The following is a 23,072-nucleotide window of genomic DNA, read 5'->3' as shown; positions in this document are numbered from 1 at the left end:
AAGGCGTGTTTTTTTATGCCTAAAATTTATATTTTTTTCCCTATAAAGCACTCTTAAATTTATACCCCCAAGCAATATCTATAAATATTATAAACTTCTCTAAAAATACGTTATTACTTAAAACTTTGTATAGTTTGTGTTAAAACGGCACAAATAATTTTGGGTTGTTCCACATGACTGAACTTTATCACTGGTTTGATTTAATCGGCATTGCTGTGTTTGCTGTTACAGGCACTTTGGTCGCACACGAAAAGAAAATGGATGGTTTTGGTGTTGTAGTATTAGCAGCGGTAACAGCGATTGGGGGCGGTACGGTTCGCGATCTCATATTAGATGTTCCGGTATTTTGGTTACACGATCAAAGTTTTTTTTATGCTATTTTAGCCGCGGTATTTATTACTACGCGGCTTATTAACAAGCAAAAGTCGATTCCGCACTATACATTACAAATTGCCGATGCATTTGGTTTAGCATTTTTTGCGGTAATGGGCACCCAAAAAGCCTTACTAGCCGGTATGCCAAATATGACCGCGATTATTATGGGTGTAATTACCGGTTGCTTTGGGGGCATGCTCCGTGATGTGCTTGCTCGCGAAATTCCTATGCTGCTAAAAGGCGAGTTATACGCTATTACCTGTATTGCTGGCGGTGTAGTTTATACGCTGGGAATTCATTTTTCGTTCGCGACCGAACTTGCCATGGTAATGGCAATGCTAACCACCTTATTGCTTCGTATTGCGGCTATTAAATGGCAAATCACAGTACACGTTTTTAAATATTCTGACTAAACTAATTAATTAAACCATTAATTAGGATAAGGAATGTCGCTAGCTCGCATTTATTCTCGTGCCCAAGTGGGTATAAACGCCCCCGAGGTTATTGTAGAAGTACACCTAGGTAATGGTTTACCGGCATTTAATATTGTTGGGCTGCCAGAGGCCTCAGTTAAAGAATCAAAAGACAGGGTGCGTAGCGCCCTAGAAAACTCTCAATTTGGTTTTCCTGATCAACGTATTACCGTAAATTTAGCTCCTGCCGATTTACCTAAAGATGGCGGGCGCTTCGACTTAGCCATTGCCGTAGGTATTTTAGTGGCCTCGGGGCAGGTAGTGTGTCCAGATATACATAAATATGAATTTTACGGTGAGCTTGCCCTTAATGGTGAAGTGCGGGGAGTTAATGCCATTTTGCCCTCTGTACTTGCTGCAAAAGAGCAAAACCGTTGCTGTTTTTTACCTTTTACCAACGATAGCCTCGCAAGTTTGGTGAACGGCGTTAAGCGTAAAGCGGTTAACTCATTACAAGAAGTATGGGGGGATTTATTAAATCAGCAGCCGCTACCTTTAAATATTGAATACCCAGATTGCGCCCAGTCTCCTGACTTTTTACTTGATTTAAGTGATGTTAAAGGCCAACCCGGTGCTAAGCGAGTGCTAGAAATAGCCGCCGCTGGAGGCCATAACCTACTTTTTTTAGGTCCGCCTGGTACGGGTAAATCTATGCTAGCGCAGCGTATGGCGACGATAATGCCAACCATGTCTGACGATGAGGCAATATCAACGGCTGCACTGTATTCTATTATTGGCCAATCAATTGATCTAAATAATTGGCGCCAACGGCCTTTTCGAAACCCACACCACACTTGCTCGGCAGTCGCTTTAGTTGGTGGCTCTTCAAACCCTAAACCGGGTGAAATTTCACTTGCGCATAACGGGGTGTTGTTTTTGGACGAGCTTCCGGAATTTGAACGTAAGGTACTTGATTCGCTGCGTGAACCCATGGAAACCGGCTCGGTGGTTATTTCGCGGGCAGCAAGGCAAATGGAGTTTCCGGCGCAGTTTCAGCTTATAGCCGCACTAAACCCAAGCCCTACCGGGTGTCATAATGATAAGCGAGCAACACCTGACCAAGTGATGCGCTATTTATCGCGCGTATCAGGCCCGTTTATAGACCGTATCGATTTACAAATAGAGCTGCCGCGACTAACAAGTGTTGAGCTACAAAGTACTGAGCCTGAAGAAACCAGCGCCCAAGTAAGAGCCCGAGTAGAAGCGGCCTACAGTGCACAGCTAAAGCGCCAAGGTAAGGTTAATGCACGATTAAATAATAAAGAAATGAATATACATTGCACTTTAGCTCCGGCTGAGTTGCAGTTTTTAGCACGCGCTAGCGAAAAGCTGTCGTTATCGCCGCGCTCGTACCATAGGGTTATTAAAGTGGCGCGTACTATTAGTGACTTAAAAGGTGCAGAGTATATTAGTTTAGAAGAGCTAAAAGAGGCGCTAAATTATCGCGCTTTTGAGCGGTTACTAGCGCAGTTAACTAAATAAACTAAACGCTGCTGGAAATAATACTGAACCGCAATAATGTTTAATTATTTTAAGGTGCTAAGCTCGGTGCTTGCTGCGTTTTTCTGTGTTTAAAATTTTAATGCGCTAAATTGAGAGCATGTAACCTTTGCCGCGCACGGTTACAATGCGTTTTTGGTCTTTTTCATCGTATAGTTTTTTACGCAAACGGCCAATTAAAACATCCACAGTACGGTCATTTGGGCTCCAATCTGGTTGGCCTATTTCTTCTGATATTTTTTCTCGCGAGGTTGCTTTGCCTGCGTTGCTAATTAAACAAATTAGCACTTTGTGCTCGGCTTCGGTTAAGCGCGATTCAATACCTGATGAGGTAATTAATGTGCGGTTATCGGGGTGGAGCTTAAAGTCGGCGTATTCTATAAACTCTTCGCTTTCATCATCGTCTTGATTAATTGCAATACGTTTATAAAGTGCGCGCATGCGCAGCTCAAGTTCTAATAAATCAACAGGCTTACAAATATAGTCATCAGCACCTTGTGCAAGCCCTGCAATACGATCGGCTTGAGAGTCGCGGCTAGATAAAACAATCACGCCAATATCGGTCAAAGTGTTGAGCTCTTTGGCAAGCTGCAACCCATCTCGCTTGGGTAATACAATATCAATAATGGCAAGAGAAATAGCACTGCGCAGGTTTACGCGTTGCCTAACTATGTTTAGGGCATCGGCACCTGTGGGGTCTATTTCTATCGAAAATTCGGTGTCTGTAAAGTGATTTTGGATGCGCTTAACGAGTAGCTCGTCGTCTTCAACCAATAAAACGTTAATTGCCATAGGACTTATTTTTGTATATTTATAGCTCTGTATGGTAGCACCAATCGTTAAATGCTGAGAAGGGGGCGGTGTAACTTTTCGGTAACTTTATGTTTCAGATATAAAAGGCGGCTTACCTAAGGTTACTGTTTATGTGAGTAAGCTCAGCACATTTAGCTAAAAATGTGCTGAGCGCTGTGTTAATTATCTGAATACATTGCGTCCCACCACTGTGGTTCGCCTTTTAGTTGTTTATCAAAATAAGCAAGCATGGTGTTCCACCAATCAAAGCGTTTATCACGAGCAAAAATTTGATGGTCGGCGCCTTTATATTCAATAAGTTCTACGTCTTTATTTAAAAGCTTTAAGGCGGTATACATGGTTAAGCTTTCGCCAATAGGTACATTGGTATCGCTATCGCCGTGTAACAGTAGTAAAGGGGTCGTTACTTTATCGGCATGAAATACAGGGCTGTGATCGCTATAAAGTGAAGCGTTATTCCACGGAAAGCTATTTTTTGATGCTTCGCCTGAGTATAAATACCCCCACCAACCTTCGCCCCAATACGAGGTTAAGTTTGATATACCCGCATGCGCAATAGATGCACTAAACATGTCTGTTTTGGTGGCAAGTAGCATGGTCATGAAGCCTCCGTATGAGGCGCCTAAATTACCCACTTTTTTGCTATCAACAAAATCGTATTTTTTTAAAAAGGCCTGCGTACCTTGCATTATATCGCTAGCGGTATAATCGCCCCAGGCGTTAACGTGCTGAGCAGAAAATGTTTGCCCAAAACCAGTTGCCCCTGTTGGCTGTAATACATAAACAACATAGCCATTTGCTGCCCATAAGTTAAATGGGTAGCGCCCTGTAAAACCACGGGTAACCGGTGAGGTGCCACCGTAGTAATAGACAAGTGCAGGGTGTTTTTTAGTTTTATCTAGGTTAGTAGGTAAGTACACACGCCCTGTAATTTCTACGCCGTCTTTGTTTGTAAAGTTAAACTCTTCCAGAGTCGGTATTTGTGTATTAGCGTAGGCAAGCGGCTTAGAGTCCCAGATTAGGTCTGTTTTATTTTTACTTATATTTAAGCGTTTAAGCTGCTGAGGGGTGGATGCTGTGGTACCGCTTAGTAGCACTTGCGGGTTTCTCTCGTGCGAGTAGCTAAATTGCTCAACGATATCTAAACCCGTATTAAGTTTTTTAAAGCGCTGTTTGCTTAAGTCATATAAATACAAAGGTTGGGTATCTTGCTCGGTTACTTTTATAAGCGCATCGCCATTATCAAGTACATGTAATTCACCTATAGCGGGGTCAAACTGCTTACTAAGCGCTTTTACATTCTTACCGTTATCGCTAAGTAAGTACAATTGGCCGTCGTAATTATTAGCTAACATCCCTTTTGGAAGGGCACGGCCTGCGCCATTTTTAAAATCTGGGCCAGCAACAACGTACACATCTTTGTTGGCGTACTTTGCATGGTTAAAGGTTTTAAATTTACCAAAAGACGTTATTTTATTCGATTGTAAGTCAAGTTCCACCAGTTCAGTTTCTGGGTGGGTGGTGGCTTGCATAACCATAACTTGGCGGCTCATTAATACTTTGCCACGATTAGTGTTTGCATCTTCAAAGCTATGCGAAATAGGGCCTTGGCTAAGCGCTTTGGTTAAACCGCTGTGGGTGTCTAACATATAGAGCTGACTTACGTTGCGTGCGTATGACCATCTATCTTGAAGGCCTTTGTAGTGCTTAGTTAAGCTGTTGTTGTCTTCGGGGGTTTTAGACCAGCTAAAAATAAGGCTGTTATTATCATAAAAATTAAAGTTACTTGCGCCTTCAAGTTCTCTGGCCAATGTTTTAATGCTGAGGTTTTTACGGTTTAGCTGTTTTAGCTCACTCCCTAGCATATAAACTAAAAATTGATTATTGGGGCTCCATACCATATTGCTTGGTTGCTGGCCTTCAAAACGATACAAGGTTTGATTTTGGCTATTTTTAAGCTCAGTTACCACGTTTGCTTGGTTAGCTGTTTTATTTGAATAGCTGCGCGTGCTGGTAACGTATTGCTTAGCATCGGGCGCTAAAGAAAGTCCACTAATGGTGGGGGCATCAAAAAGCTGCTCGGCTGAAAGTCGCTTAGTTGTAGAGGTGTTAATTGTAATGTTGTCAGTGTCGGCTTTGGGTTCAAAATCGAGAGAAACGTTGTTCCAGTTAGCCACTTGTTGCGCCACTACAATCACACTATGAGAGCCATTAGTTAACGATAAAGAGTATGTGTGGTTATCGCCTTTTTGAAGCTTGGCATCAATAAACAACTGAGCGTTCTCTATCCCTTTTATAGTTAATGTGCCTTGGCTATAGCGGGTTGTTTCAATATTGAACTTAAGCGCTTGTAGGCCACCTAAAGTAAGTGCGTTTACTTTATTAAACGGCTGCCAGCTATGCTTTTTACCAAATACAGACACACTTTGCGTATTACGTTGCAACTGCTCTAATAAGTTATTAATAATGACTTGGCCGTGTGGTGTTTGAAATGGCTTAACTTGCATGTTTTCGCCTAAAGGGCCAATAAACTCGATATTTGATTTATCAAGCGGGGCTGCTATTGCTGTTAAGCTCAAGCTGCCAAGAGCAAAAAAGGTAGCTGCTTGTTTTAGTAATTTATTTTTTGTGGTCCAAGGTGAGCTAATTCTCATATTTGTGCCTATTATTGATAGTTATTTGGCCAAATATAGCATGTATTGTTACCATGCCCATATGTTCAACTCATCGGAGAAAAAGTGACTTTACTGATTGTGTACATGGTTGCTGCCATCGTTACTTCTTTTTTATGCTCTGTAATGGAAGCTGTACTGTTAAGTATTTCGCCCAGCTATGTGGCGCTATTACGCAAAAAACAGCCTGAACTTGCAAAGCAGCTCGAAAAACTAAAAAATAATGTAGATCAACCGCTTGCTGCAATACTAACGCTCAACACAGTGGCCCATACTGCCGGTGCTGCAGGTGTGGGTGCACAAGCCGCTGTGGTTTTTTCAGATGCGGCAGTAGGAATTGCCTCTGCCATAATGACACTCTTAGTATTGGTACTTTCAGAGATTATTCCAAAAACCTTAGGGGCCAATTATTGGCGTGCCTTAACCCCTAGCGTGACCTATTCTTTACGCTTTTTAGTGATATCGCTAAAACCATTTGTGTGGCTTGCTCAAAAGCTTACTAATTTAATGGGGGCCAAGCACGATGAGGCTTTTTATATTCGCCAAGAAATAGAAGCCATGGCAGATATAGGCACCGAAACTGGGGCAATCCATGCCGATGAGTCAGAAATAATCCGCAACCTTTTACATTTTAGGCATGCTAAATTAACCGACTTAATGACGCCGCGTACTGTGCTGTATAAAGTGCATAAAGGGTTAACGGTCGATCAGTACATGAGCGAGCATGGCTCGTCATCATTTTCGCGCGTGTTAGTATTTGATAAAGACGCCGATGACATAATTGGCTTTGTGCATAAAAACGACATTATGTTGGCTTATCACCGCTTAGGTACCGATTATAAAATTAGCAAATTAGTTAAGCCTATTCATACGGTACCCGAAGGGCATAATGTGTCATCGCTACTACAAACCTTACTTAAACAGCGTACTCACATATGTTTAATTGTTGATGAATACGGTGATGTGCAAGGCATTGTAACCCTAGAGGATATGATAGAAGCCCTTATGGGGCTTGAAATTGTTGATGAGCGCGACCAATCGACCAATATGCGTATGGTCGCCAAGCAGCGCTGGCGCCAGCGTTTAGCAAGCAGCGAGCACATAGTTAGTGAAGATGACGACACGCCCCGAGATAATAAATAATTACGATGGGGACGAAGGTTAGCGTTTAATTGTGCCCCCCGTCGTATTTACCCAGTTTAGTGCCCACTCTATAAAATCGTCTTTGGCTTTAGGGCAGGTAAACAAAAATCCTTGCATGGCTAAATTAGTGCGGTAGTTTTTTAAGTAGAGCGATTCTTCGGCGCGCTCTACGCCTTCGGCCACAAGGGCTAGTTGCTCTTGACTGGCAATATCAACCAGTGAGCTGACCACCACTTGCGAAAACTGATCTGTTTCAATATTACTAATAAGTGTACGGTCAATTTTTATTTCAGTAAAAGGCAGGCGCTTAATCTGGTTCATGTTGGTAAAGCCAACACCAAAGTCATCCAATGATATGCCAAAGCCATGCATTCTTAATCTGTTTAAGGTTTCTAGTTGAGAAAGGCTAGACAGCGCATGTTGCTCGGTAATCTCTAAAATTATATCACTAGGTGATAGCTCATTGAGCTGCAATATAAGCATCAGCTTGTTGGGGCAGCTTAAATCATCTAATTGTGTGGGAGATAGGTTAAAAGCCAGTTTTAGGTGCGCAGCAATGTTTGTTCGTATAGCTTTTAAATCGCTGGTGGCTTGCTCAAATAAGCTAAAAGTAATTTGATTAATTAACCCCGACTGCTCCGATAACGAAATAAACCGATTGGGCGAGATGATTTCGCCAGTGTGCGTTTTAACGATGCGCGCTAGCACCTCAATACTTTCTATTTCACTGGTTTGAGAATTTATTTTTGGCTGATAGTAAGGGATTATCTCGTTTAAATTGATTGCCTCATGCAATGCTTTTTCTGAAATAGAGGCATGAGAAAGGTCGTTATGTACTGCTAAGTGCTTTGCTTTTTGTAAAACGGTTTTTACTTGGCTAAGTTGCACGGGTTTAGCTAAATTTGCAACTAAATGTATATTGCTATGGCGCGCTAAATTGGCAGCTAGGTTAATAACCTTATGATCCATCTCCGAAATTATAACTACTGCGCCTGTAAAATTAAGCTCGCCTAGTTTTCTTATAAACTCCATACCATCCATTTCAGGCATGTTTAAGTCTGTAAATACAATATCGTAAAAGTTTATATCGTCGGTTACGTGAGTTAGCGCTTGCTGAGCACTCAGGCATTTTGTAACTTTATTCGAGACTCCTAGCTCATTTAAAATGGCCTCCATAACAATTAAAATCGCCTTTGAGTCATCCACAACTAAAATATTGGGTACCGAAATCGACATGCTCTATCCTTGTAACTGCTTAATATATTAGTACTGTAAAAATAGCGCCTGATCAGCCTTTTGTCAGCTTAGTTTTATATTATTTTTTATCTTCTAAGTGCTTTTGCGCTTATGGTTTAAGGCAATTCGTGTTTTTTAAATTCATCGGTATACTAGCGCCATTGTTTTAACTGGTTTTAGTCATGATAAAAATCGATCTCATGCTTGCAGAGCAACCATTAACGCTAATGGTATCTGGGCATAAAATAGTACAAATATTTCATAATCAACAGGCCATAAGCTTTACAACACCCAAAGAGCATTACGCCGAATTTACTTTAGATAATAAGCAAATAGGGATTGATAGCTCACATGTTCATGAGCAGTCTTTATCGTTATTTGTTGATGGTGTGTTTGCTACTGAACTAGCTTTGCCTGCGCCGGTAAATAGCCAGCCCAAAAAAGGCTTTTTAGGGCTAGCGGCACTGGGCTTTAAGTTATTTAAAAGTGCAAAAGTAATTAAGGTGGCGCTGGCAGGTGCATCGGTTGCTGGCTATGCTTGGCTATTTAGCATTGAATTTGCACTAATGCTTATAGCGTGTTTAGTGGTACATGAATACGGACACGTTAGAGCCATGAAATACTTTGGCATAAAGACCAAGGGTATTTACCTTATCCCCTTTGTAGGTGGATTGGCTGTAAGTGACGATAAAATAACAACGCGCTGGCAAGATGTAGTTATATCCCTCATGGGGCCAGCGTTTGGTTTGTTTACCTCTGTGCTGGGTGTGGTTTTATATTACGCCACCGAAATGGACATATTTGCCGGCGTTGCAGTACTCAGTGCCTTATTGAATTTGTTTAACCTTTTGCCTATTTTACCGCTTGATGGCGGACATGTGTTAAAAAGTATCAGTTTTTCAATGCGATCTTGGGTCGGTTTAAGTGTGTGCTTATTGGGCGTGTTATTTGGCTTATGGCTTAGTTATACATTTGGTTTAATGTTACTGGTATTCTTTTTGTTTGTGGGCGCACTGGAAATCGTATTTGAATGGCGCGGCCGACATTACTCGCATTTATTGCCGCTTGATAAATACGGCCAAGGTTTTTCAGCCGCTATGTACGCCATTGTAGTTGCAGGCCATGTGGCAGTAATGATGCACTTTGCAGATTCAGAAAACCCAATATTGAGCCTGCCGATGACGATTTTATCAAGCTAATCGCTATACGCGCAGTATACCTAAATACTGCGCGTTATTAAGGGTTAGTAAAAGCTAAGCACTAGCGATATAAATACCCCCGTTACAAATAACTGCACAACACAAAACCCCATAATGTCTTTCGCTTTTAACCCTGCAATGGCTAATACCGGTAAAGCCCAAAAGGGTTGAATTAAATTGGTCCACGCATCGCCCCACGCAACAGCCATAGCAACGCGTGATATATCGGCGCCCAGCTCTTGTGCTGCGGGTATAACTATAGGTGCTTGTACTGCCCATTGGCCGCCGCCAGAAGGTACAAACATATTAACGAGTCCTGCACTTATAAAGCTAAAAAATGGCAAGCTATCGGCATCAGCAACAGCTATAAAACCACGCGATATTTGCTGCGCTAAACCGCTGTCGACCATCACAGCCATAATACCTGCGTAAAACGGAAATTGAATGACAATACCTGCGCCGCTGGGAATTGCTTGTTGCAAGCTGTTAAGCAAGTTATGCGGTGTTTGGTGCAAGGTAATGGCTAAAAATAAGAACACAGCAATAATGCTGTTTAGGTTTAGGCTACCGCCTGCAACTATAAAGTAATACCCTAAATAGCAAAGGCCAAGTAAACCAATCGAAATGCCAAGCAGCTTTGTGTGTTCTAAATGCTGAGCAGGGCGAGTAATTTTTTCATGTGCGGGCGGGGGCTCTTTTATAAGTGCTGGGTCTACATACACGCTGTTTTTATCACTGGGTAGCATGTAGCGGTTAACCAACGGCATTATAATAAATAAGCCAATTAATATTGCTATGTTAAAACCAGCAAATAGGGTTTGCTCGGTACTAATTATGCCAATGCTATTTTGTGAAAAGTGCCCTTCGGTAGCAATCGTAAGCGGAATTGAGCCTGCTAAGCCGCCATGCCACACCACAAAGCCAGAATAAGCACTGGCAACTAATAGGCGGTAATCGACCTGTGTTTGCCTTGCAATTGCTTTGGCAAATAAAGCCCCAATAACTAAGCCAAACCCCCAATTAAGCCAGCTGGCTAATAGCGAAATAAGCGTGACTAAAATAATCGCTTTTGGCGCTGAATTAGCAAGCGCCGCCAGTTTGTTTAATAACGAATTGATAATGGGCGTGCTTGCCAGCATGTAACCTGTAATCAGCACCAACAGCATTTGCATGGCAAAGCTAAGCAGGTTCCAAAAACCACTCCCCCATGCGTTAATAACTTCAATACTGGTTGAGGGGGTAAATAGGCTAGCGCCTAGTAAGGTAATAATACTTAGCAATATTACAAATATAAAGGGATCGGGTAAGTAGCGCTCTACTAATTTGGTAAACGGTGTGGCAATTTTATTAAGCATAATGTGTCTGTGTGTTTTTTAGTCTTATTATAATTAATCATGCTCTTAGCACATTAGCAAACCCGCATTTAGTCTTATATTTTAGGGCCTGAGTATCTTATAGGTTGAACAAAATTTAATCCTAAAAGGGTAACTGGCCTTACTTAAAGGCTTAAACGTTGCTTAAAAGCATGGCTTACAGTAACGTACTGTTTATAGATAATTTACTAACAAAGATTTTGTATCATGCCGGTAATATTTAAGAGGCTAGCGCTACTTGTTCGTGCTCATATCGATCAGCTGAGCTGGCAAGCCGTGGTACTTGCAATACTTGCTCATATGTTAGTGACTTGGGGGCTGCTGTTTGTTGCAAATGAGCAAGCGCTTACCTCGTTTACGACCTTTTTTTACTACTACACAGTAACTACCTCAACAGTGGGTTACGGCGATTTTAGCCCAACCAGCGAGCTGGGGCGTTGGGTTGTGGCTTTAATACAAATTCCGTTTGGATTAGCTTTATTTGGCGTTCTGTTAGGAAAAACAGGGCAAACAGTGACTTACTTAATTAGGCGCGCTATGACTGGTGATAAAAACTTTGCTCACAGTAACAACCACATTATTATTTTTGGTTGGCACGATACCCGAACAAAAAAAATGATTGATTATATCCTGGCCGATACCAAACGTACCGACCGCCGTATTTTGTTGGCGGTGACTGAGCAAATGGATCACCCATTTTTAACTAACGAAAATGTCGACTTTGCCCGCCTAACAAGTTTTACCGATTTAGAAGAGCTTGAGCGCGTAGCTATTAACCGTGCCGACAAAGTTATTATTGATGGGCAAGATGATGACCAAACATTTACAACTGCACTGCGTATTAGCCGTTTAGTTAAAGATGAGTGCCACATTAGCGCGCATTTTTTAGATGAAACCAAGGTCGATATGTTGCTTGAGCACTGCCAAAATGTAGAGTGTAGTAGCGCTAAGTCGGCTGAGATTTTAGTACGCTCAATGCAAGATCCAGGCTCGAGTCGAGTACAAGAAGAGCTATTATCTACATTGCACGGCGACACGCAGTTTAGCCTAGCTATTCCAAGTGAATGCGAAGAGATGGAGTTTGGCACTTTATTTCATCATTTTAAGCATGACTATAATGCTATTTTGTTAGGGGTGGCGCATAACTTAAGTGCACAAAATATGGATTTAAATCCGCCACTCGATTACAAGGTAAATGCGGGCGATATCCTGCACTACATTGCCCTTGAGCGTGTGCTAACAAATGAAGTAGATTGGCAAAGCTTGGCCAAATAACCAAGGCTTAGGTTAAATAATGAATGAAGTAGTATTTTTAATAATTATTTTAAGCGCTTATATATTACCCGTGGTGATAGTGGTTAATAGTAAGCGCACCCAAGGCCACGAAAAAAACGGCTGGTTATTAGGCGTAATTATTTTTTCGTGGCTGGGGCTTTTTATGTATTTTACGATTGTGCCCAAGCATGGTCACAAAAAAAGAAAGAAGAATAAACCGTCGTAGGTCTATTCTAGCTGCTTGAGTTTGTGCTCAACCAGCGGGTCATCTGGCACTATTTGTTGGGCAACTTCTAATAATTGAATAGCATCATTTGGGTGTTCATCTTGATGTTTAAGTGCGACATCTATTAACGGCTGAATATCTATTTTGGCCTGATGTTCTTGCACATGCACTTCTTTTTCATCTGCTAAAATTTGATGTGCTGTACTTAATAATGCCAAGCGATGAGGCGAACTCGCATTTGCCTTATTTAGGCTTTGATAATACTCTTCTTTTAAGCGCAAGGTTTTGGTTTGCAAACGAAACTGCGCTATATCAATCTGCTGGTGGCGTATAAAATCAACAGCCACTTGTTTGTAAAAGCCAAATTTGGTGAGGTAACTTGCGTGGGTACCGTGGCCCATGCCAAACACTCTTAAATGAGTCAGTTGTGGGTACCGCTTAGCATGTAGGCGGTCTATTTTATTGGTGGGGTCATAAATTATATACCCCTTAGCATGGCCTAAATCGAGGTCGTTATACTCACTTTGCCAATCAAATTGCTGCGCAAGCTCTGTGCTGGAGCGGGTGTCCCACGGAACTGTTTCGGTGTTTTTGGTGCTAACAGGATGAAAAAATAAAACCTGATCTAATTTAAGTAATTTTGCAAACGCGCCAACAGCAAAACCACCGCGACTAAGGCCATAGCCTAAGCGGCACTTAAACGGTGTAAGTAAGCTTGATAACTGCTCCAAAAAGAAGATTAAATTACGGCTTCTAAACCAATTGCTTTTGCCTAAATGTTGGAACGAAATAACATTTACATTTTGTTTTTGCGCTAAGTGATAGCCCCAAGGGGCAAAATCATCGGTTAGGTCGTGTTCTTGAACGTTGGTGCCCGCGGGGGAAAAAGTAAAAAGCAGGGGCTTATTTAAATCAACAAATTCGTATTTTACATACACATCGCCGAGTAGGTCGCCGCCACACATAGGCAGCTTAGTTTGTTGTTCATCACGGCAAAGCGTTAACCATTCATCTAACCAATACAGTAGTTTCATTAATCCCCCAATTATAACTCGCGGGGGATCGTATCAAACACGGCCAAATGAGGTCAAACATAGCCAAGCTTTAGCCCGTTAATGATTAGCTACTATTACAGCTTGATATTTGCTTAATGAGCTTAATTGCTCATGGCTATTATTTGCTCCCAGTCGTTTTGTGTGACAGGCATTACCGAAAGGCGACCTGCTTTTTTAAGGGCTAATTCGTTAATCGCCTCGTTTGCTTTAATGTCTTTTAAGCTTACGCGTTTGTTTAAATGGCTTTTATAGGTTACTTCAACTACAAACCAGCGTGGCTTGTCGGGCGTGGCTTTCGCATCGTAATAGTCACTATTTAAATCAAACTGAGTTGGGTCGGGGTAGGCTTCTTTAGTAACAGTGGCTATACCCACAACGCCTACTTGTTTGCAGCTAGAGTGGTAAATAAATACTAAGTCACCCAATTTTATATCGTCACGCATAAAGTTACGTGCCTGATAATTACGCACGCCTTCCCACAGGGTGGTTTGTTGCGGCGCTGTTTTTAAATCATCAATCGAAAAAGCATCGGGCTCAGTTTTAAATAGCCAATAATTCATAGCGTTACTCATTTAGTTAGATTTACATAGCTGCATTGTATAGTATCATTAGCTTATCTGGGGATTGAGAGAACAGCAAATGAGCCAAGTATTAGATGATTTATTATCGTTATTGTCACTTGAAGAAATTGAACAAGGTTTATATCGTGGGCAAAGCCAAGATCTAGGGTTTAGAGCGGTATTTGGTGGTCAAGTAATGGGGCAGGCGTTGTCTGCTGCAAAAGAAACGCTACCAAAAGGACGTGTTGTTCATTCATTACACTCTTACTTTTTACGCCCCGGCGACGCCGCAAAACCGATTGTTTACGACGTAGAAACCATCCGCGATGGTAAAAGCTTTAGCACCCGCCGAGTAAGCGCTATTCAATACGGTAAACCTATTTTTTATATGACTGCATCGTTTCAGGGTGAAGAAGAAGGCTTATCGCATCAAGCAACCATGCCTAATGTACCGCCACCAGAGGAGCTTCGCTCGTCGCTTGAGTTTTATCAAGAAAACGCCCACCACATACCCGAGGTGATCCGTAATAAGTTTATACGCGAAATGCCCATTGAAATGCGCCCGGTTACTTTTCATAACCCGTTTAAGCCAGAGGTTATTGAGCCCGTAAAGCACATTTGGATTAAAGCCAATGGCGATATGCCCGACGATCAACGCATTCATAATTACTTATTAGCGTATGCCTCTGACTTTGAGTTTTTACCTACGGCATTACAGCCCCATGGCGTATCGTTTATGCAGCCAAATATGCAAGTGGCAACTATTGACCATGCTATGTGGTTCCACCGCCCATTTAGAATGGACGATTGGATTTTATATACCATAGACAGCCCAAGTGCTAGTTCTGGGCGAGGCTTGGTAAGAGGCCAGTTTTTTGACCGCCAAGGTAATTTAGTCGCATCAACGATTCAAGAAGGGGTGATGCGCCAGCGTTAATTTGATTAGACTTGCTGGCAATAGACTGGCTGTTAAGCGCAAATTAGCAGTGCTTCGCTAAAGGTTTTACCAAGAGGTAAGCGTCTTTATGTAGCGTTGCTGTTTAATAACTAAACGTACAAAAAAGCCTCAACATGTTAAATGTTGAGGCTTTTTTAATGGTGTTTAGTTAAAGCTTAAATTACAGCAACTCGCTAATTACATTGATCTTGCACTATGTCGCTAACCGATTGCCATATACGCGCAGGTAATAAGGTTTTTAAGTACATGTATATTTCACACAGTTGTGTACTACCGTGAATACCATTTTCACCTTCAGTAATTAGCAGCTCACCGCGTAAATTATCAATAAAGCTTACCAGTACTTTTTTATCAAAAAACTCCGGGGTTTTAATGCCGTGTAAGGTGCCTAAACGGTTTGCCAGTACTTGGCTTTCACGCTCTAGTTCGGCTTTTTCAATTCCGTTACTGGTTTGAATAAAGCCCACAACAATAGCATAACGTTGTAACGTAAAGCTAAGCGACCTTCCTAGCATTTCAAGCTTGGCTAACGAATCATTCGTGTTAGTAACATGAATGGTATCGCCATCAAGCTCAATTAAGTTTTGATCGCTAAAGTTAGCCAAAATACGGCTTATGTAGTTTTCATCTAGCGGTTGTAAATACCATTCTTTTACAAACAGAGGGTAAAAAGCCGAAACAAGCTTTTGGCATTGCTCAACCGTACTACTGTGTTGCTTAAATAAGTGCAAAGCAATAAGGCTTGGCACAGCAAATAAGTGCAAAATATTATTACGATAATAGTTAAACAGGGTTTTTTCTTTATCGTTAATTGCAATAATTTCGCCAAATTCATCGCTAATAACATCAAACTTATTAAGCTTAATGGCGTGCGTTAATAGCTGCTCTGGTGTTTCATCGGGGGCGGTGACTTTATCGCTATAGCTTGCATCGCGTTGTAGGCGTAAGTAAAAATCTAGTTGCGCTAATAGCTTAGGCTTACTTAACGCGTGTTTGTCGTTAACTAGCAAAATCATAGCCAGTAAATTCACAGCGTTAAGTGCTGCGGCATTATTAATTTTTACCATTACTTGGTCGGCCAATGCGGCTACTTGAGGGCCTAGCCATTGCGGCTTTTGCACATCGGTAGGGTGTATTGCATCGCGCCAATCAGGTTGGTTGTCGTTTAAGTATTGGTTTATAGAAATAGGGTCGCCAAAGTTTAAGTAACCACGGCCATAATTTTTAAGGTTTTTAATGGCTTTAAAAATACCAAAAATGGACTCGCCTTTTTTATCTTTACCGGCAAGCTCTTTTAAGTAGGTATTGATTTCCATTACATGCTCATAGCCAATGTATACCGGCACAATAGAAACCGGGCGGTCTATGCCACGTAGCATTGCTTGCAATGTCATGGCGAGCATACCGGTTTTTGGCGGTAGTAATCGGCCAGTGCGGCTGCGCCCGCCTTCAGTGTAAAACTTAACTGAGTAACCTTTAATAAATAGCTGGCTTAAATACTCTTTAAATACGGCTGAGTAAAGTTTATTACCGGCAAACGAGCGGCGTATAAAAAACGCCCCTGAGCGGCGAAAAATACCACCTGCAGGGAAAAAGTTTAGATTAATGCCCGCGGCAATATGCGGCGGCACCAAACCTTGATGGTATATAGCATAGGTAAGTAACAAGTAATCCATGTGGCTGCGATGACACGGCATATAGATTATCTCGTGACCCTTATTTGTTAGCTCATGAATTTGCTCGGTGTATTTTATATCTATACCGTTATAAAGCTTAGTCCACAGCCATGTTAAAATTCTGTCGCCTACACGTATCATTGCCTCAGAGTAATTAGCAGCAATTTCATCTAGTAGTTTTAACGCGTTTTGACGGGCTTCTGTTTGGCTTATTCCTTTTGACTTGGCTTCATCTTGAATCGCTTTTTTTATTGTCGGCGAAGCCAAAAGCGAGTTAAATAATTGCTCGCGAGAGGGCATTTTAGGGCCCGTAGCGGCCAGTTTTTGGCGTTTAAAGTGCACCCGAGCAACACGCAATAGTTTTTGTGGTAGCTCATTTACGTCGGCTTTTTCGTTCACGATAAGTGATAAATCGAGTGGCTGGCTAAAGCGAATAAAGTTATCGCGCCCAGAAAACAGCACAACAAAGAATTTTCTAAACCAACTAGGCGTAAGAGAGTGGGTAATTAAGGTACGAATACCTGGCTTTTCTTTACCTGGGTCGCGCCCCCATAAAATAGTTACCGGCACCACTTGTACATTCTTTTGCCCGCTATTTAATAAATGCTCAACTATTTGCTTACCCTGTGATAAAGCGGCGGTCGGTTTAGCGGTATCGCCAAATAAAGGCGGCGGATTTTTAATACCAATAAAGCGGGCTAGCTCTTGGTTTTCTAATGTTTGATATTCGCATGGGTTAGGCAAACCATGCTTTTTACATACATTAGTAAGCGCGGCTAAATCGAAACGCGAATTTAAACGTACTATATAAAAAGTAGGGTGTTCAGGATTAAGGTCATATTGCTCTATAGGGCTTTGGGGAAGGACCTTACTTTTTACCAAAACACGGCTTACGCAGCTAGTAAGAAAATTCAAACAATAATTTAATAAACGCATCGACTCACCATATTGAGAGTATTAAAAGCAAAATTAGCGCATAGGATACCATAATATCTATAAAATCCTGTAATTTGCGTAATCGGTTAAATTATAAACATAAGACTAATTTGGCGCTGAGCAGTTCAATTATAGCTATAAATAACCAGTGGCGGTTATTTGGGCAGCCTTACACCCGTAATTAATTTGCAATTAGTTGTTGCATTTATCACCAATATCACTATAATACGCAGGCTTTCAAGATTCCTCTGGAACTTGAAGGGATAAATTAAGCTTGGATTTCAAGCTAATAAACAGGAGTTCCGATTTGGAACTCATCGTAGATATAAATCAACAACCGGCATCTTAATTATTAAGATTGTTTCGGTCGTTTTTTTATGCTCTTTAAATGCTCTTTATATTGAGGTTTAAGAATGTCAAATCAACGCATTCGTATTCGCCTAAAAGCTTTTGACCACCGTTTGATTGACCAATCAACGGCGGAAATCGTGGAAACTGCGAAACGCACAGGCGCACAAGTACGTGGTCCAATCCCACTACCTACACGCTTTGAACGTTTTACTGTACTAACTTCACCGCACGTAAACAAAGATGCGCGTGATCAGTACGAGATCCGCACCCATAAACGTCTGATCGACATCGTAGAACCAACTGACAAGACTGTTGACGCATTAATGCGTTTAGATCTTGCTGCTGGTGTTGATGTTCAAATCAGCCTGGGTTAATCGAAAGATTAGAGAGGTTATAGGAAAATGGCATTAGGTCTAGTCGGTCGTAAAGTGGGTATGACACGTATCTTCACTGAAGATGGTGTATCTATCCCTGTGACAGTTATCGAAGCGACTCCTAACCGCATTGCTCAGATCAAATCTGACGCAACAGACGGTTATAACGCGCTTCAAGTAACCGCAGGCACTAAAAAAGCAAGCCGTGTAAACAAAGCAGCAGCGGGTCATTTCGCTAAAGCTGGTGTTGAAGCGGGTCGCGGTCTGTGGGAATTCCGCCTAAATGGTGGTGAAGGCGATTTTGAAGTAGGCGCTGAGCTTACTGTTGAATTATTCAACGAAATCAACAAAGTTGACGTAACCGGTACTTCTAAAGGTAAAGGTTTCCAAGGTGGTGTTAAGCGCTGGAATTTCAGCATGCAAGACGCTACTCACGGTAACTCTCTATCTCACCGTGCTCCTGGTTCAATCGGTCAAAACCAATCACCTGGTAAGGTGTTTAAAGGTAAGAAAATGGCCGGTCATATGGGTGCTGAGCGTGTAACGACTCAAAACTTAGAACTAGTTCGCGTTGACGCTGAGCGTAACTTGCTTTTAGTTAAAGGTGCAGTACCTGGCGCTATCGGCGGTGACGTTATCGTTAAACCAGCTGTTAAAGCATAAGTCCTGGAGATTTAGTGATGGAATTAGCAATTAAAGACGCTTCTGGCGCTCTTGAAGTTTCTGAAGCTACTTTTGGACGTGAGTTTAACGAAGCATTAGTACACCAAGTAGTTGTTGCATACGCAGCAGGTGCTCGTCAAGGTACTCGTGCTCAGAAGACACGTTCTGAAGTAAGCGGTGGTGGTAAAAAACCATGGGCTCAAAAAGGTACTGGCCGTGCACGTGCTGGTACAATCCGTAGTCCAATTTGGCGTTCAGGTGGCGTTAGCTTCGCAGCTAAACCACAAGACCACAGCCAAAAAGTAAACCGTAAAATGTACCGCGGTGCGATCAAAAGCATCTTATCTGAATTAGTTCGTCAAGAGCGTTTAATCGTTGTTGAAAGCTTTGGTCTTGAAGCACCAAAGACTAAAGAACTAGTTTCTAAGCTTAAAGAACTTGAGCTTAAAGATGTTCTTATCGTGACTGAAGAAGTAGATGAAAATCTTTTCTTATCGGCACGTAACCTGTACAAGGTTGACACGCGTGATGTAGCTGGTATCGATCCTGTAAGCTTAATTGCTTTCGACAAGGTACTTATTACAGCTGCTGCTGTTAAGCAACTTGAGGAGGCGCTAGCATGATCCGTGAAGAACGTCTTTTAAAAGTGATCCTTGCTCCACATATCTCTGAAAAAAGCACAATTGCTGCTGAAGAAAACAATACTATTGTTTTTAAAGTAACAAATGACGCAACTAAAGCTGAAATTAAAGCAGCAGTTGAGAAGCTTTTTGAAGTAGAAGTAACGGGTGTTCGCACACTTAACGTTAAGGGTAAAACAAAACGTACTGGCATGCGTTTCGGTCGTCGTAGCGACTGGAAGAAAGCTTACGTTACTCTTAAAGAAGGTAGCGAGCTAGACTTTGTCGGCGGCGCCGAGTAATAAGGGGAGTTAGAATTATGGCACTTCAAAAGTGTAAACCAACTTCTGCGGGTCGTCGTCACCTAGTTAAAGTGGTTAACCCAGATTTACATAAGGGTAAACCTTACGCACCACTATTAGAGAAAAACTCTAAATCAGGTGGTCGTAATAACAATGGTCGTATTACGGTTCGTCATATCGGTGGTGGTCATAAGCATCATTACCGTTTAATCGATTTTAAACGTACTAAAGATGGCATTCCAGCCACTGTTGAGCGTTTGGAATATGATCCAAACCGTAGCGCAAACATCGCTCTTGTATTATATGCAGACGGTGAGCGTCGTTACATTATCGCACCTAAAGGCTTAAAAGCTGGCGATGCAATCCAGTCTGGTGTTGATGCACCAATCAAGCCTGGTAATGCATTACCTATGCGTAACATGCCTGTAGGTTCGACTGTTCACAACGTAGAATTAAAACCAGGTAAAGGTGCTCAAATCGCACGTTCTGCTGGTGCATACGTTCAAATCCTTGCGCGTGATGGTCAATACGTAACATTACGTCTTCGTTCTGGCGAAGTACGTAAAGTACAATCTGATTGTCGTGCAACGCTAGGTGAAGTAGGCAATGCTGAGCATATGCTTCGTTCACTTGGTAAAGCAGGTGCAAATCGCTGGCGTGGTATTCGTCCGACAGTTCGTGGTGTTGCCATGAACCCGGTTGATCACCCACACGGTGGTGGTGAAGGTCGTACATCTGGTGGTCGTCATCCTGTGTCTCCATGGGGTAAGCCTACTAAAGGTGCTAAGACGCGTAAGAACAAGCGTACGGATAAATTTATAGTACGTCGTCGTACTAAGTAATATTGAGGAATAGCCATGCCACGCTCTCTCAAGAAGGGTCCTTTTATAGACCTACACTTGCTGAAGAAGGTAGAGAAAGCTTTGGAAAGCGGTGAAAAGAAGCCAATTAAAACTTGGAGCCGTCGTTCAATGATCATACCTAACATGATCGGATTGACCATTGCTGTCCATAATGGTCGCCAGCATGTACCAGTTTTCGTTTCTGACGAAATGATCGGTCACAAACTAGGTGAATTTGCACCAACTCGCACTTACCGTGGCCATGCTGCGGATAAGAAAGCGAAGAAACGCTAAGAGGGGAATGATAAATGCAAGCATTAGCTAAACATAAATTCGCCTCTGGTTCGGCGCAAAAAGCTCGTCTAGTTGCAGATCAGATCCGCGGACTACCTGTCGATCGCGCTCTAGAAATCCTGGCGTACAGCCCGAAAAAAGCGGCTGTATTAGTTAAAAAAGTACTTGAGTCTGCTATTGCTAACGCAGAGCATAACGAAGGTGCTGACATTGATGAGCTTCGTGTAACTACGATTTTTGTGGACGATGGTCCTACAATGAAACGTATTATGCCACGTGCTAAAGGACGCGCAGACCGCATCCTTAAGCGTACAAGCCACATCACTGTTGTGGTTTCAGATAGCTAGGAGTATAAGTAATGGGACAAAAAGTTCATCCTACTGGTATTCGCCTAGGTATATCTAAACCTTGGGTTTCTACCTGGTACGCGAGTTCTAAAGATTTCTCTGATCAGCTTTTTGGCGATCACAAAGTACGTACTTTCCTTACAAAGGAATTAAAAGCGGCTTCTGTGTCTAAAATCGTTATTGAGCGTCCAGCAAAATCGATCCGCGTAACAATTCACACGGCTCGTCCGGGTGTTGTTATCGGTAAAAAAGGCGAAGACGTTGAAAAGCTACGTCAAGCGGTAACTAAGATCGCAGGTGTACCTGCTCAGATTAATATTTCTGAAGTACGTAAACCAGAGTTAGATGCACAACTAGTAGCAGACGGCATTGCCTCTCAGCTAGAGCGTCGTGTTATGTTCCGTCGCGCTATGAAGCGTTCGGTACAAAATGCAATGCGCATCGGTTCTAAAGGGATCAAAGTTGAAGTTAGCGGTCGTCTTGGCGGCGCAGAAATCGCACGTTCAGAATGGTATCGTGAAGGTCGTGTACCTCTACATACTCTTCGTGCTGATATCGACTACGCAACTTCTGAAGCCTTAACCACTTATGGTATCATTGGTGTTAAAGTTTGGATCTTCAAAGGCGAAGTTATTGGTGGTTTACCACTAGTACAAGAGCAAGAGAAGCCAGCTAAACGCGCACCAAAGAAAGCCAAGAAAAGTGCTAAGTAGAGGTAGCGAGTAATGTTACAGCCAAAACGTACAAAATTCCGTAAAATGCACAAAGGCCGCAACCGCGGTTTAGCGCAAAACGGTAACAAAGTAAGCTTCGGTACTTTCGGTTTGAAAGCTACTGGTCGTGGCCGCATGACTGCTCGTCAAATCGAAGCAGCTCGTCGTGCTATGACGCGTCACGTGAAACGTCAAGGTAAAATCTGGATCCGTGTCTTCCCTGACAAGCCGATCACAGAAAAGCCTCTTGAAGTTCGTATGGGTAAAGGTAAAGGTTCTGTTGAATATTGGGTTGCTGAAATTCAGCCTGGTAAAGTACTTTACGAAATGGAAGGTGTTTCTGAAGAGCTTGCTCGTGAAGCGTTTGACCTTGCAGCTCGTAAACTGCCATTCAAAACAACTTTCGTAACTCGGACGGTAATGTGATGAAAGCAAGCGAACTAAAAGACAAAAGCGTAGAAGAGCTAAATGCTGAACTTCTAGGACTTCTTCGTGAGCAGTTTAACCTGCGCATGCAAGCAAGCACTGGTCAGTTAGCTCAGACACACACGCTAAGAACAGTACGTCGCGATATCGCGCGTGTAAAAACAATTATTAACCAGAAGGCAGGTCAATAATGAGCGATAAAATTCGTACTCTTCAAGGCCGTGTAGTAAGCGACAAGATGGAAAAATCTTTCACTGTTGCTATCGCACGTTACGTGAAGCACCCAATCTATGGGAAATTCATCAAACGTACTACTAAGCTACACGTACATGACGAAAACAACACAGCAAAAGCGGGTGACGTAGTTACTATCCGTGAATGCGCACCAATTTCTAAGAATAAATCTTGGACTTTAGTAGACGTTGTTTCTAGTCCAAAACAAGCTTAATTTTTAAATTAAGTAAGTTTTGTAAAAAAGCCCTGGCATTAGCTGGGGCTTTTTGTTTGCGTTTAAAAAAAGCTGTAAGTTTGAAGCTTTCAGTCCTCAGCTGTTCGCAGTGAAGTGAAGCGCCGTAGCTTGGGTTGAGACTAGAACACTTGAGAAAAAAGCACACCACGAATACGTAATAGTCCTAATACTAAACGAAAATAATTCCAATCGTGTTAAGTT

25 protein-coding genes are annotated in these 23,072 nt (G+C 42.2%); 18 read left to right on the top strand and 7 right to left on the bottom strand.

Annotated features, from left to right (window positions below; genetic code table 11):
* Positions 1-173: 173 nt before the first annotated feature.
* Together PAT01_RS17480 and PAT01_RS17475 are read left to right on the top strand one after the other, a co-directional pair.
* Positions 174-788 (top strand): trimeric intracellular cation channel family protein, encoded by a 615-nt coding sequence (locus PAT01_RS17480; RefSeq protein WP_024031973.1) that lies wholly within the window; start codon positions 174-176, stop codon positions 786-788.
* A gap of 33 nt (positions 789-821) precedes the next feature.
* Positions 822-2,330, top strand: a complete 1,509-nt coding sequence (locus PAT01_RS17475; RefSeq protein WP_138578085.1) for a YifB family Mg chelatase-like AAA ATPase — start codon at positions 822-824, stop codon at positions 2,328-2,330.
* 105 nt (positions 2,331-2,435) lie between these two features.
* Here PAT01_RS17475 and PAT01_RS17470 read toward each other — a convergent pair whose 3' ends face one another.
* Both PAT01_RS17470 and PAT01_RS17465 read right to left on the bottom strand, forming a co-directional pair.
* Complete coding sequence (locus PAT01_RS17470; RefSeq protein ID WP_004588673.1) at positions 2,436-3,140, bottom strand: response regulator transcription factor; 705 nt, start codon at positions 3,138-3,140, stop codon at positions 2,436-2,438.
* A gap of 179 nt (positions 3,141-3,319) precedes the next feature.
* Positions 3,320-5,815 (bottom strand): alpha/beta hydrolase family protein, encoded by a 2,496-nt coding sequence (locus tag PAT01_RS17465; RefSeq protein WP_154945898.1) that lies wholly within the window; start codon positions 5,813-5,815, stop codon positions 3,320-3,322.
* A gap of 84 nt (positions 5,816-5,899) precedes the next feature.
* On the opposite strand from PAT01_RS17465, the gene PAT01_RS17460 reads away from it, so the two are divergent.
* Positions 5,900-6,976 carry a CNNM domain-containing protein gene (locus PAT01_RS17460; RefSeq protein ID WP_154945897.1) on the top strand — a complete coding sequence of 359 codons (1,077 nt, stop codon included), beginning with the start codon at positions 5,900-5,902 and terminating at the stop codon, positions 6,974-6,976.
* Between the two features lie 18 nt (positions 6,977-6,994).
* On the opposite strand, the gene PAT01_RS17455 is transcribed toward PAT01_RS17460, so the two are convergent.
* Positions 6,995-8,212, bottom strand: a complete 1,218-nt coding sequence (locus PAT01_RS17455) for an EAL domain-containing response regulator (RefSeq protein WP_004588676.1) — start codon at positions 8,210-8,212, stop codon at positions 6,995-6,997.
* Positions 8,213-8,394: 182 nt separating this feature from the next.
* Here PAT01_RS17455 and PAT01_RS17450 point away from each other — a divergent pair, with 182 nt between their 5' ends.
* The gene (locus PAT01_RS17450) at positions 8,395-9,411 is read left to right on the top strand and encodes a metalloprotease (protein ID WP_126005502.1); all 1,017 of its coding nucleotides are present in this window, start codon (positions 8,395-8,397) and stop codon (positions 9,409-9,411) included.
* Positions 9,412-9,455: 44 nt separating this feature from the next.
* Here the strand turns inward: PAT01_RS17450 and PAT01_RS17445 are convergent, their stop codons facing one another.
* Positions 9,456-10,766, bottom strand: coding sequence for a short-chain fatty acid transporter (locus tag PAT01_RS17445; RefSeq protein ID WP_138578079.1), 1,311 nt, complete (start codon positions 10,764-10,766; stop codon positions 9,456-9,458).
* Between the two features lie 225 nt (positions 10,767-10,991).
* On the opposite strand from PAT01_RS17445, the gene PAT01_RS17440 reads away from it, so the two are divergent.
* Entirely contained in the window at positions 10,992-12,059 is a 1,068-nt protein-coding gene (locus PAT01_RS17440; RefSeq protein ID WP_138578077.1) for a potassium channel family protein, read from the top strand.
* A 19-nt stretch (positions 12,060-12,078) separates the two neighbouring features.
* On the top strand, positions 12,079-12,285 hold the full coding sequence (locus PAT01_RS17435) for a PLDc N-terminal domain-containing protein (protein WP_004588680.1): 207 nt from the start codon (positions 12,079-12,081) through the stop codon (positions 12,283-12,285).
* A gap of 2 nt (positions 12,286-12,287) precedes the next feature.
* Here PAT01_RS17435 and PAT01_RS17430 read toward each other — a convergent pair whose 3' ends face one another.
* Together PAT01_RS17430 and PAT01_RS17425 are read right to left on the bottom strand one after the other, a co-directional pair.
* Positions 12,288-13,319: a hypothetical protein gene (locus PAT01_RS17430; RefSeq protein ID WP_055255153.1), complete on the bottom strand. Its 1,032-nt coding sequence runs from the start codon at positions 13,317-13,319 to the stop codon at positions 12,288-12,290.
* A gap of 122 nt (positions 13,320-13,441) precedes the next feature.
* Positions 13,442-13,900, bottom strand: a complete 459-nt coding sequence (locus PAT01_RS17425; RefSeq protein WP_138578075.1) for an EVE domain-containing protein — start codon at positions 13,898-13,900, stop codon at positions 13,442-13,444.
* A 79-nt stretch (positions 13,901-13,979) separates the two neighbouring features.
* Here PAT01_RS17425 and tesB point away from each other — a divergent pair, with 79 nt between their 5' ends.
* Positions 13,980-14,837, top strand: a complete 858-nt coding sequence (gene tesB / locus PAT01_RS17420) for an acyl-CoA thioesterase II (protein ID WP_004588683.1) — start codon at positions 13,980-13,982, stop codon at positions 14,835-14,837.
* Between the two features lie 194 nt (positions 14,838-15,031).
* On the opposite strand, the gene plsB is transcribed toward tesB, so the two are convergent.
* A complete protein-coding gene (gene plsB, locus PAT01_RS17415) occupies positions 15,032-17,470 on the bottom strand; it encodes a glycerol-3-phosphate 1-O-acyltransferase PlsB (protein ID WP_138578073.1) in 2,439 nt (812 codons plus the stop codon).
* A gap of 413 nt (positions 17,471-17,883) precedes the next feature.
* On the opposite strand from plsB, the gene rpsJ reads away from it, so the two are divergent.
* The 11 genes from rpsJ to rpsQ are packed head-to-tail and all read left to right on the top strand — an operon-like array spanning position 17,884 to position 22,850.
* Positions 17,884-18,195 (top strand): 30S ribosomal protein S10, encoded by a 312-nt coding sequence (rpsJ, locus tag PAT01_RS17410; RefSeq protein ID WP_002957900.1) that lies wholly within the window; start codon positions 17,884-17,886, stop codon positions 18,193-18,195.
* Positions 18,196-18,222: 27 nt separating this feature from the next.
* Positions 18,223-18,858 (top strand): 50S ribosomal protein L3, encoded by a 636-nt coding sequence (gene rplC / locus PAT01_RS17405; RefSeq protein WP_004588685.1) that lies wholly within the window; start codon positions 18,223-18,225, stop codon positions 18,856-18,858.
* A gap of 17 nt (positions 18,859-18,875) precedes the next feature.
* Complete coding sequence (rplD, locus tag PAT01_RS17400) at positions 18,876-19,481, top strand: 50S ribosomal protein L4 (protein WP_004588686.1); 606 nt, start codon at positions 18,876-18,878, stop codon at positions 19,479-19,481.
* Positions 19,478-19,780, top strand: coding sequence for a 50S ribosomal protein L23 (gene rplW, locus PAT01_RS17395; RefSeq protein ID WP_004588687.1), 303 nt, complete (start codon positions 19,478-19,480; stop codon positions 19,778-19,780). Before rplD ends, rplW begins: the two co-directional genes overlap by 4 nt.
* Before the next feature lie 17 nt (positions 19,781-19,797).
* Positions 19,798-20,622, top strand: a complete 825-nt coding sequence (rplB, locus tag PAT01_RS17390) for a 50S ribosomal protein L2 (protein ID WP_004588688.1) — start codon at positions 19,798-19,800, stop codon at positions 20,620-20,622.
* A gap of 15 nt (positions 20,623-20,637) precedes the next feature.
* A complete protein-coding gene (gene rpsS / locus PAT01_RS17385) occupies positions 20,638-20,916 on the top strand; it encodes a 30S ribosomal protein S19 (RefSeq protein ID WP_004588689.1) in 279 nt (92 codons plus the stop codon).
* 14 nt (positions 20,917-20,930) lie between these two features.
* Positions 20,931-21,263 carry a 50S ribosomal protein L22 gene (gene rplV, locus PAT01_RS17380; protein ID WP_004588690.1) on the top strand — a complete coding sequence of 111 codons (333 nt, stop codon included), beginning with the start codon at positions 20,931-20,933 and terminating at the stop codon, positions 21,261-21,263.
* A gap of 11 nt (positions 21,264-21,274) precedes the next feature.
* Complete coding sequence (gene rpsC / locus PAT01_RS17375; protein ID WP_004588691.1) at positions 21,275-21,976, top strand: 30S ribosomal protein S3; 702 nt, start codon at positions 21,275-21,277, stop codon at positions 21,974-21,976.
* A 12-nt stretch (positions 21,977-21,988) separates the two neighbouring features.
* Entirely contained in the window at positions 21,989-22,402 is a 414-nt protein-coding gene (gene rplP / locus PAT01_RS17370) for a 50S ribosomal protein L16 (protein WP_002957890.1), read from the top strand.
* On the top strand, positions 22,402-22,593 hold the full coding sequence (gene rpmC / locus PAT01_RS17365; RefSeq protein ID WP_004588692.1) for a 50S ribosomal protein L29: 192 nt from the start codon (positions 22,402-22,404) through the stop codon (positions 22,591-22,593). The genes rplP and rpmC overlap by 1 nt, the downstream gene beginning before the upstream one ends.
* Positions 22,593-22,850, top strand: a complete 258-nt coding sequence (gene rpsQ / locus PAT01_RS17360) for a 30S ribosomal protein S17 (protein ID WP_004588693.1) — start codon at positions 22,593-22,595, stop codon at positions 22,848-22,850. The genes rpmC and rpsQ overlap by 1 nt, the downstream gene beginning before the upstream one ends.
* Positions 22,851-23,072: the final 222 nt, after the last annotated feature.

Source organism: Pseudoalteromonas atlantica, assembly GCA_007988745.1.
Lineage (GTDB): Bacteria > Pseudomonadota > Gammaproteobacteria > Enterobacterales > Alteromonadaceae > Pseudoalteromonas > Pseudoalteromonas atlantica.
This window is presented reverse-complemented; position numbering and strand designations above follow the sequence as displayed.

Excerpts from the sequence above, each read along its gene's own strand:
- PAT01_RS17480 (WP_024031973.1), top strand. The coding sequence starts at position 174 with ATGACTGAACTTTATCACTGGTTTGATTTAATCGGCATTGCTGTGTTT.
- PAT01_RS17475 (WP_138578085.1), top strand. The coding sequence starts at position 822 with ATGTCGCTAGCTCGCATTTATTCTCGTGCCCAAGTGGGTATAAACGCC.
- PAT01_RS17470 (WP_004588673.1), bottom strand. The coding sequence starts at position 3,140 with ATGGCAATTAACGTTTTATTGGTTGAAGACGACGAGCTACTCGTTAAG.
- PAT01_RS17465 (WP_154945898.1), bottom strand. The coding sequence starts at position 5,815 with ATGAGAATTAGCTCACCTTGGACCACAAAAAATAAATTACTAAAACAA.
- PAT01_RS17455 (WP_004588676.1), bottom strand. The coding sequence starts at position 8,212 with ATGTCGATTTCGGTACCCAATATTTTAGTTGTGGATGACTCAAAGGCG.
- PAT01_RS17450 (WP_126005502.1), top strand. The coding sequence starts at position 8,395 with ATGATAAAAATCGATCTCATGCTTGCAGAGCAACCATTAACGCTAATG.
- PAT01_RS17445 (WP_138578079.1), bottom strand. The coding sequence starts at position 10,766 with ATGCTTAATAAAATTGCCACACCGTTTACCAAATTAGTAGAGCGCTAC.
- PAT01_RS17440 (WP_138578077.1), top strand. The coding sequence starts at position 10,992 with ATGCCGGTAATATTTAAGAGGCTAGCGCTACTTGTTCGTGCTCATATC.
- PAT01_RS17435 (WP_004588680.1), top strand. The coding sequence starts at position 12,079 with ATGAATGAAGTAGTATTTTTAATAATTATTTTAAGCGCTTATATATTA.
- PAT01_RS17430 (WP_055255153.1), bottom strand. The coding sequence starts at position 13,319 with ATGAAACTACTGTATTGGTTAGATGAATGGTTAACGCTTTGCCGTGAT.
- PAT01_RS17425 (WP_138578075.1), bottom strand. The coding sequence starts at position 13,900 with ATGAATTATTGGCTATTTAAAACTGAGCCCGATGCTTTTTCGATTGAT.
- tesB (WP_004588683.1), top strand. The coding sequence starts at position 13,980 with ATGAGCCAAGTATTAGATGATTTATTATCGTTATTGTCACTTGAAGAA.
- plsB (WP_138578073.1), bottom strand. The coding sequence starts at position 17,470 with ATGCGTTTATTAAATTATTGTTTGAATTTTCTTACTAGCTGCGTAAGC.
- rpsJ (WP_002957900.1), top strand. The coding sequence starts at position 17,884 with ATGTCAAATCAACGCATTCGTATTCGCCTAAAAGCTTTTGACCACCGT.
- rplC (WP_004588685.1), top strand. The coding sequence starts at position 18,223 with ATGGCATTAGGTCTAGTCGGTCGTAAAGTGGGTATGACACGTATCTTC.
- rplD (WP_004588686.1), top strand. The coding sequence starts at position 18,876 with ATGGAATTAGCAATTAAAGACGCTTCTGGCGCTCTTGAAGTTTCTGAA.
- rplW (WP_004588687.1), top strand. The coding sequence starts at position 19,478 with ATGATCCGTGAAGAACGTCTTTTAAAAGTGATCCTTGCTCCACATATC.
- rplB (WP_004588688.1), top strand. The coding sequence starts at position 19,798 with ATGGCACTTCAAAAGTGTAAACCAACTTCTGCGGGTCGTCGTCACCTA.
- rpsS (WP_004588689.1), top strand. The coding sequence starts at position 20,638 with ATGCCACGCTCTCTCAAGAAGGGTCCTTTTATAGACCTACACTTGCTG.
- rplV (WP_004588690.1), top strand. The coding sequence starts at position 20,931 with ATGCAAGCATTAGCTAAACATAAATTCGCCTCTGGTTCGGCGCAAAAA.
- rpsC (WP_004588691.1), top strand. The coding sequence starts at position 21,275 with ATGGGACAAAAAGTTCATCCTACTGGTATTCGCCTAGGTATATCTAAA.
- rplP (WP_002957890.1), top strand. The coding sequence starts at position 21,989 with ATGTTACAGCCAAAACGTACAAAATTCCGTAAAATGCACAAAGGCCGC.
- rpmC (WP_004588692.1), top strand. The coding sequence starts at position 22,402 with ATGAAAGCAAGCGAACTAAAAGACAAAAGCGTAGAAGAGCTAAATGCT.
- rpsQ (WP_004588693.1), top strand. The coding sequence starts at position 22,593 with ATGAGCGATAAAATTCGTACTCTTCAAGGCCGTGTAGTAAGCGACAAG.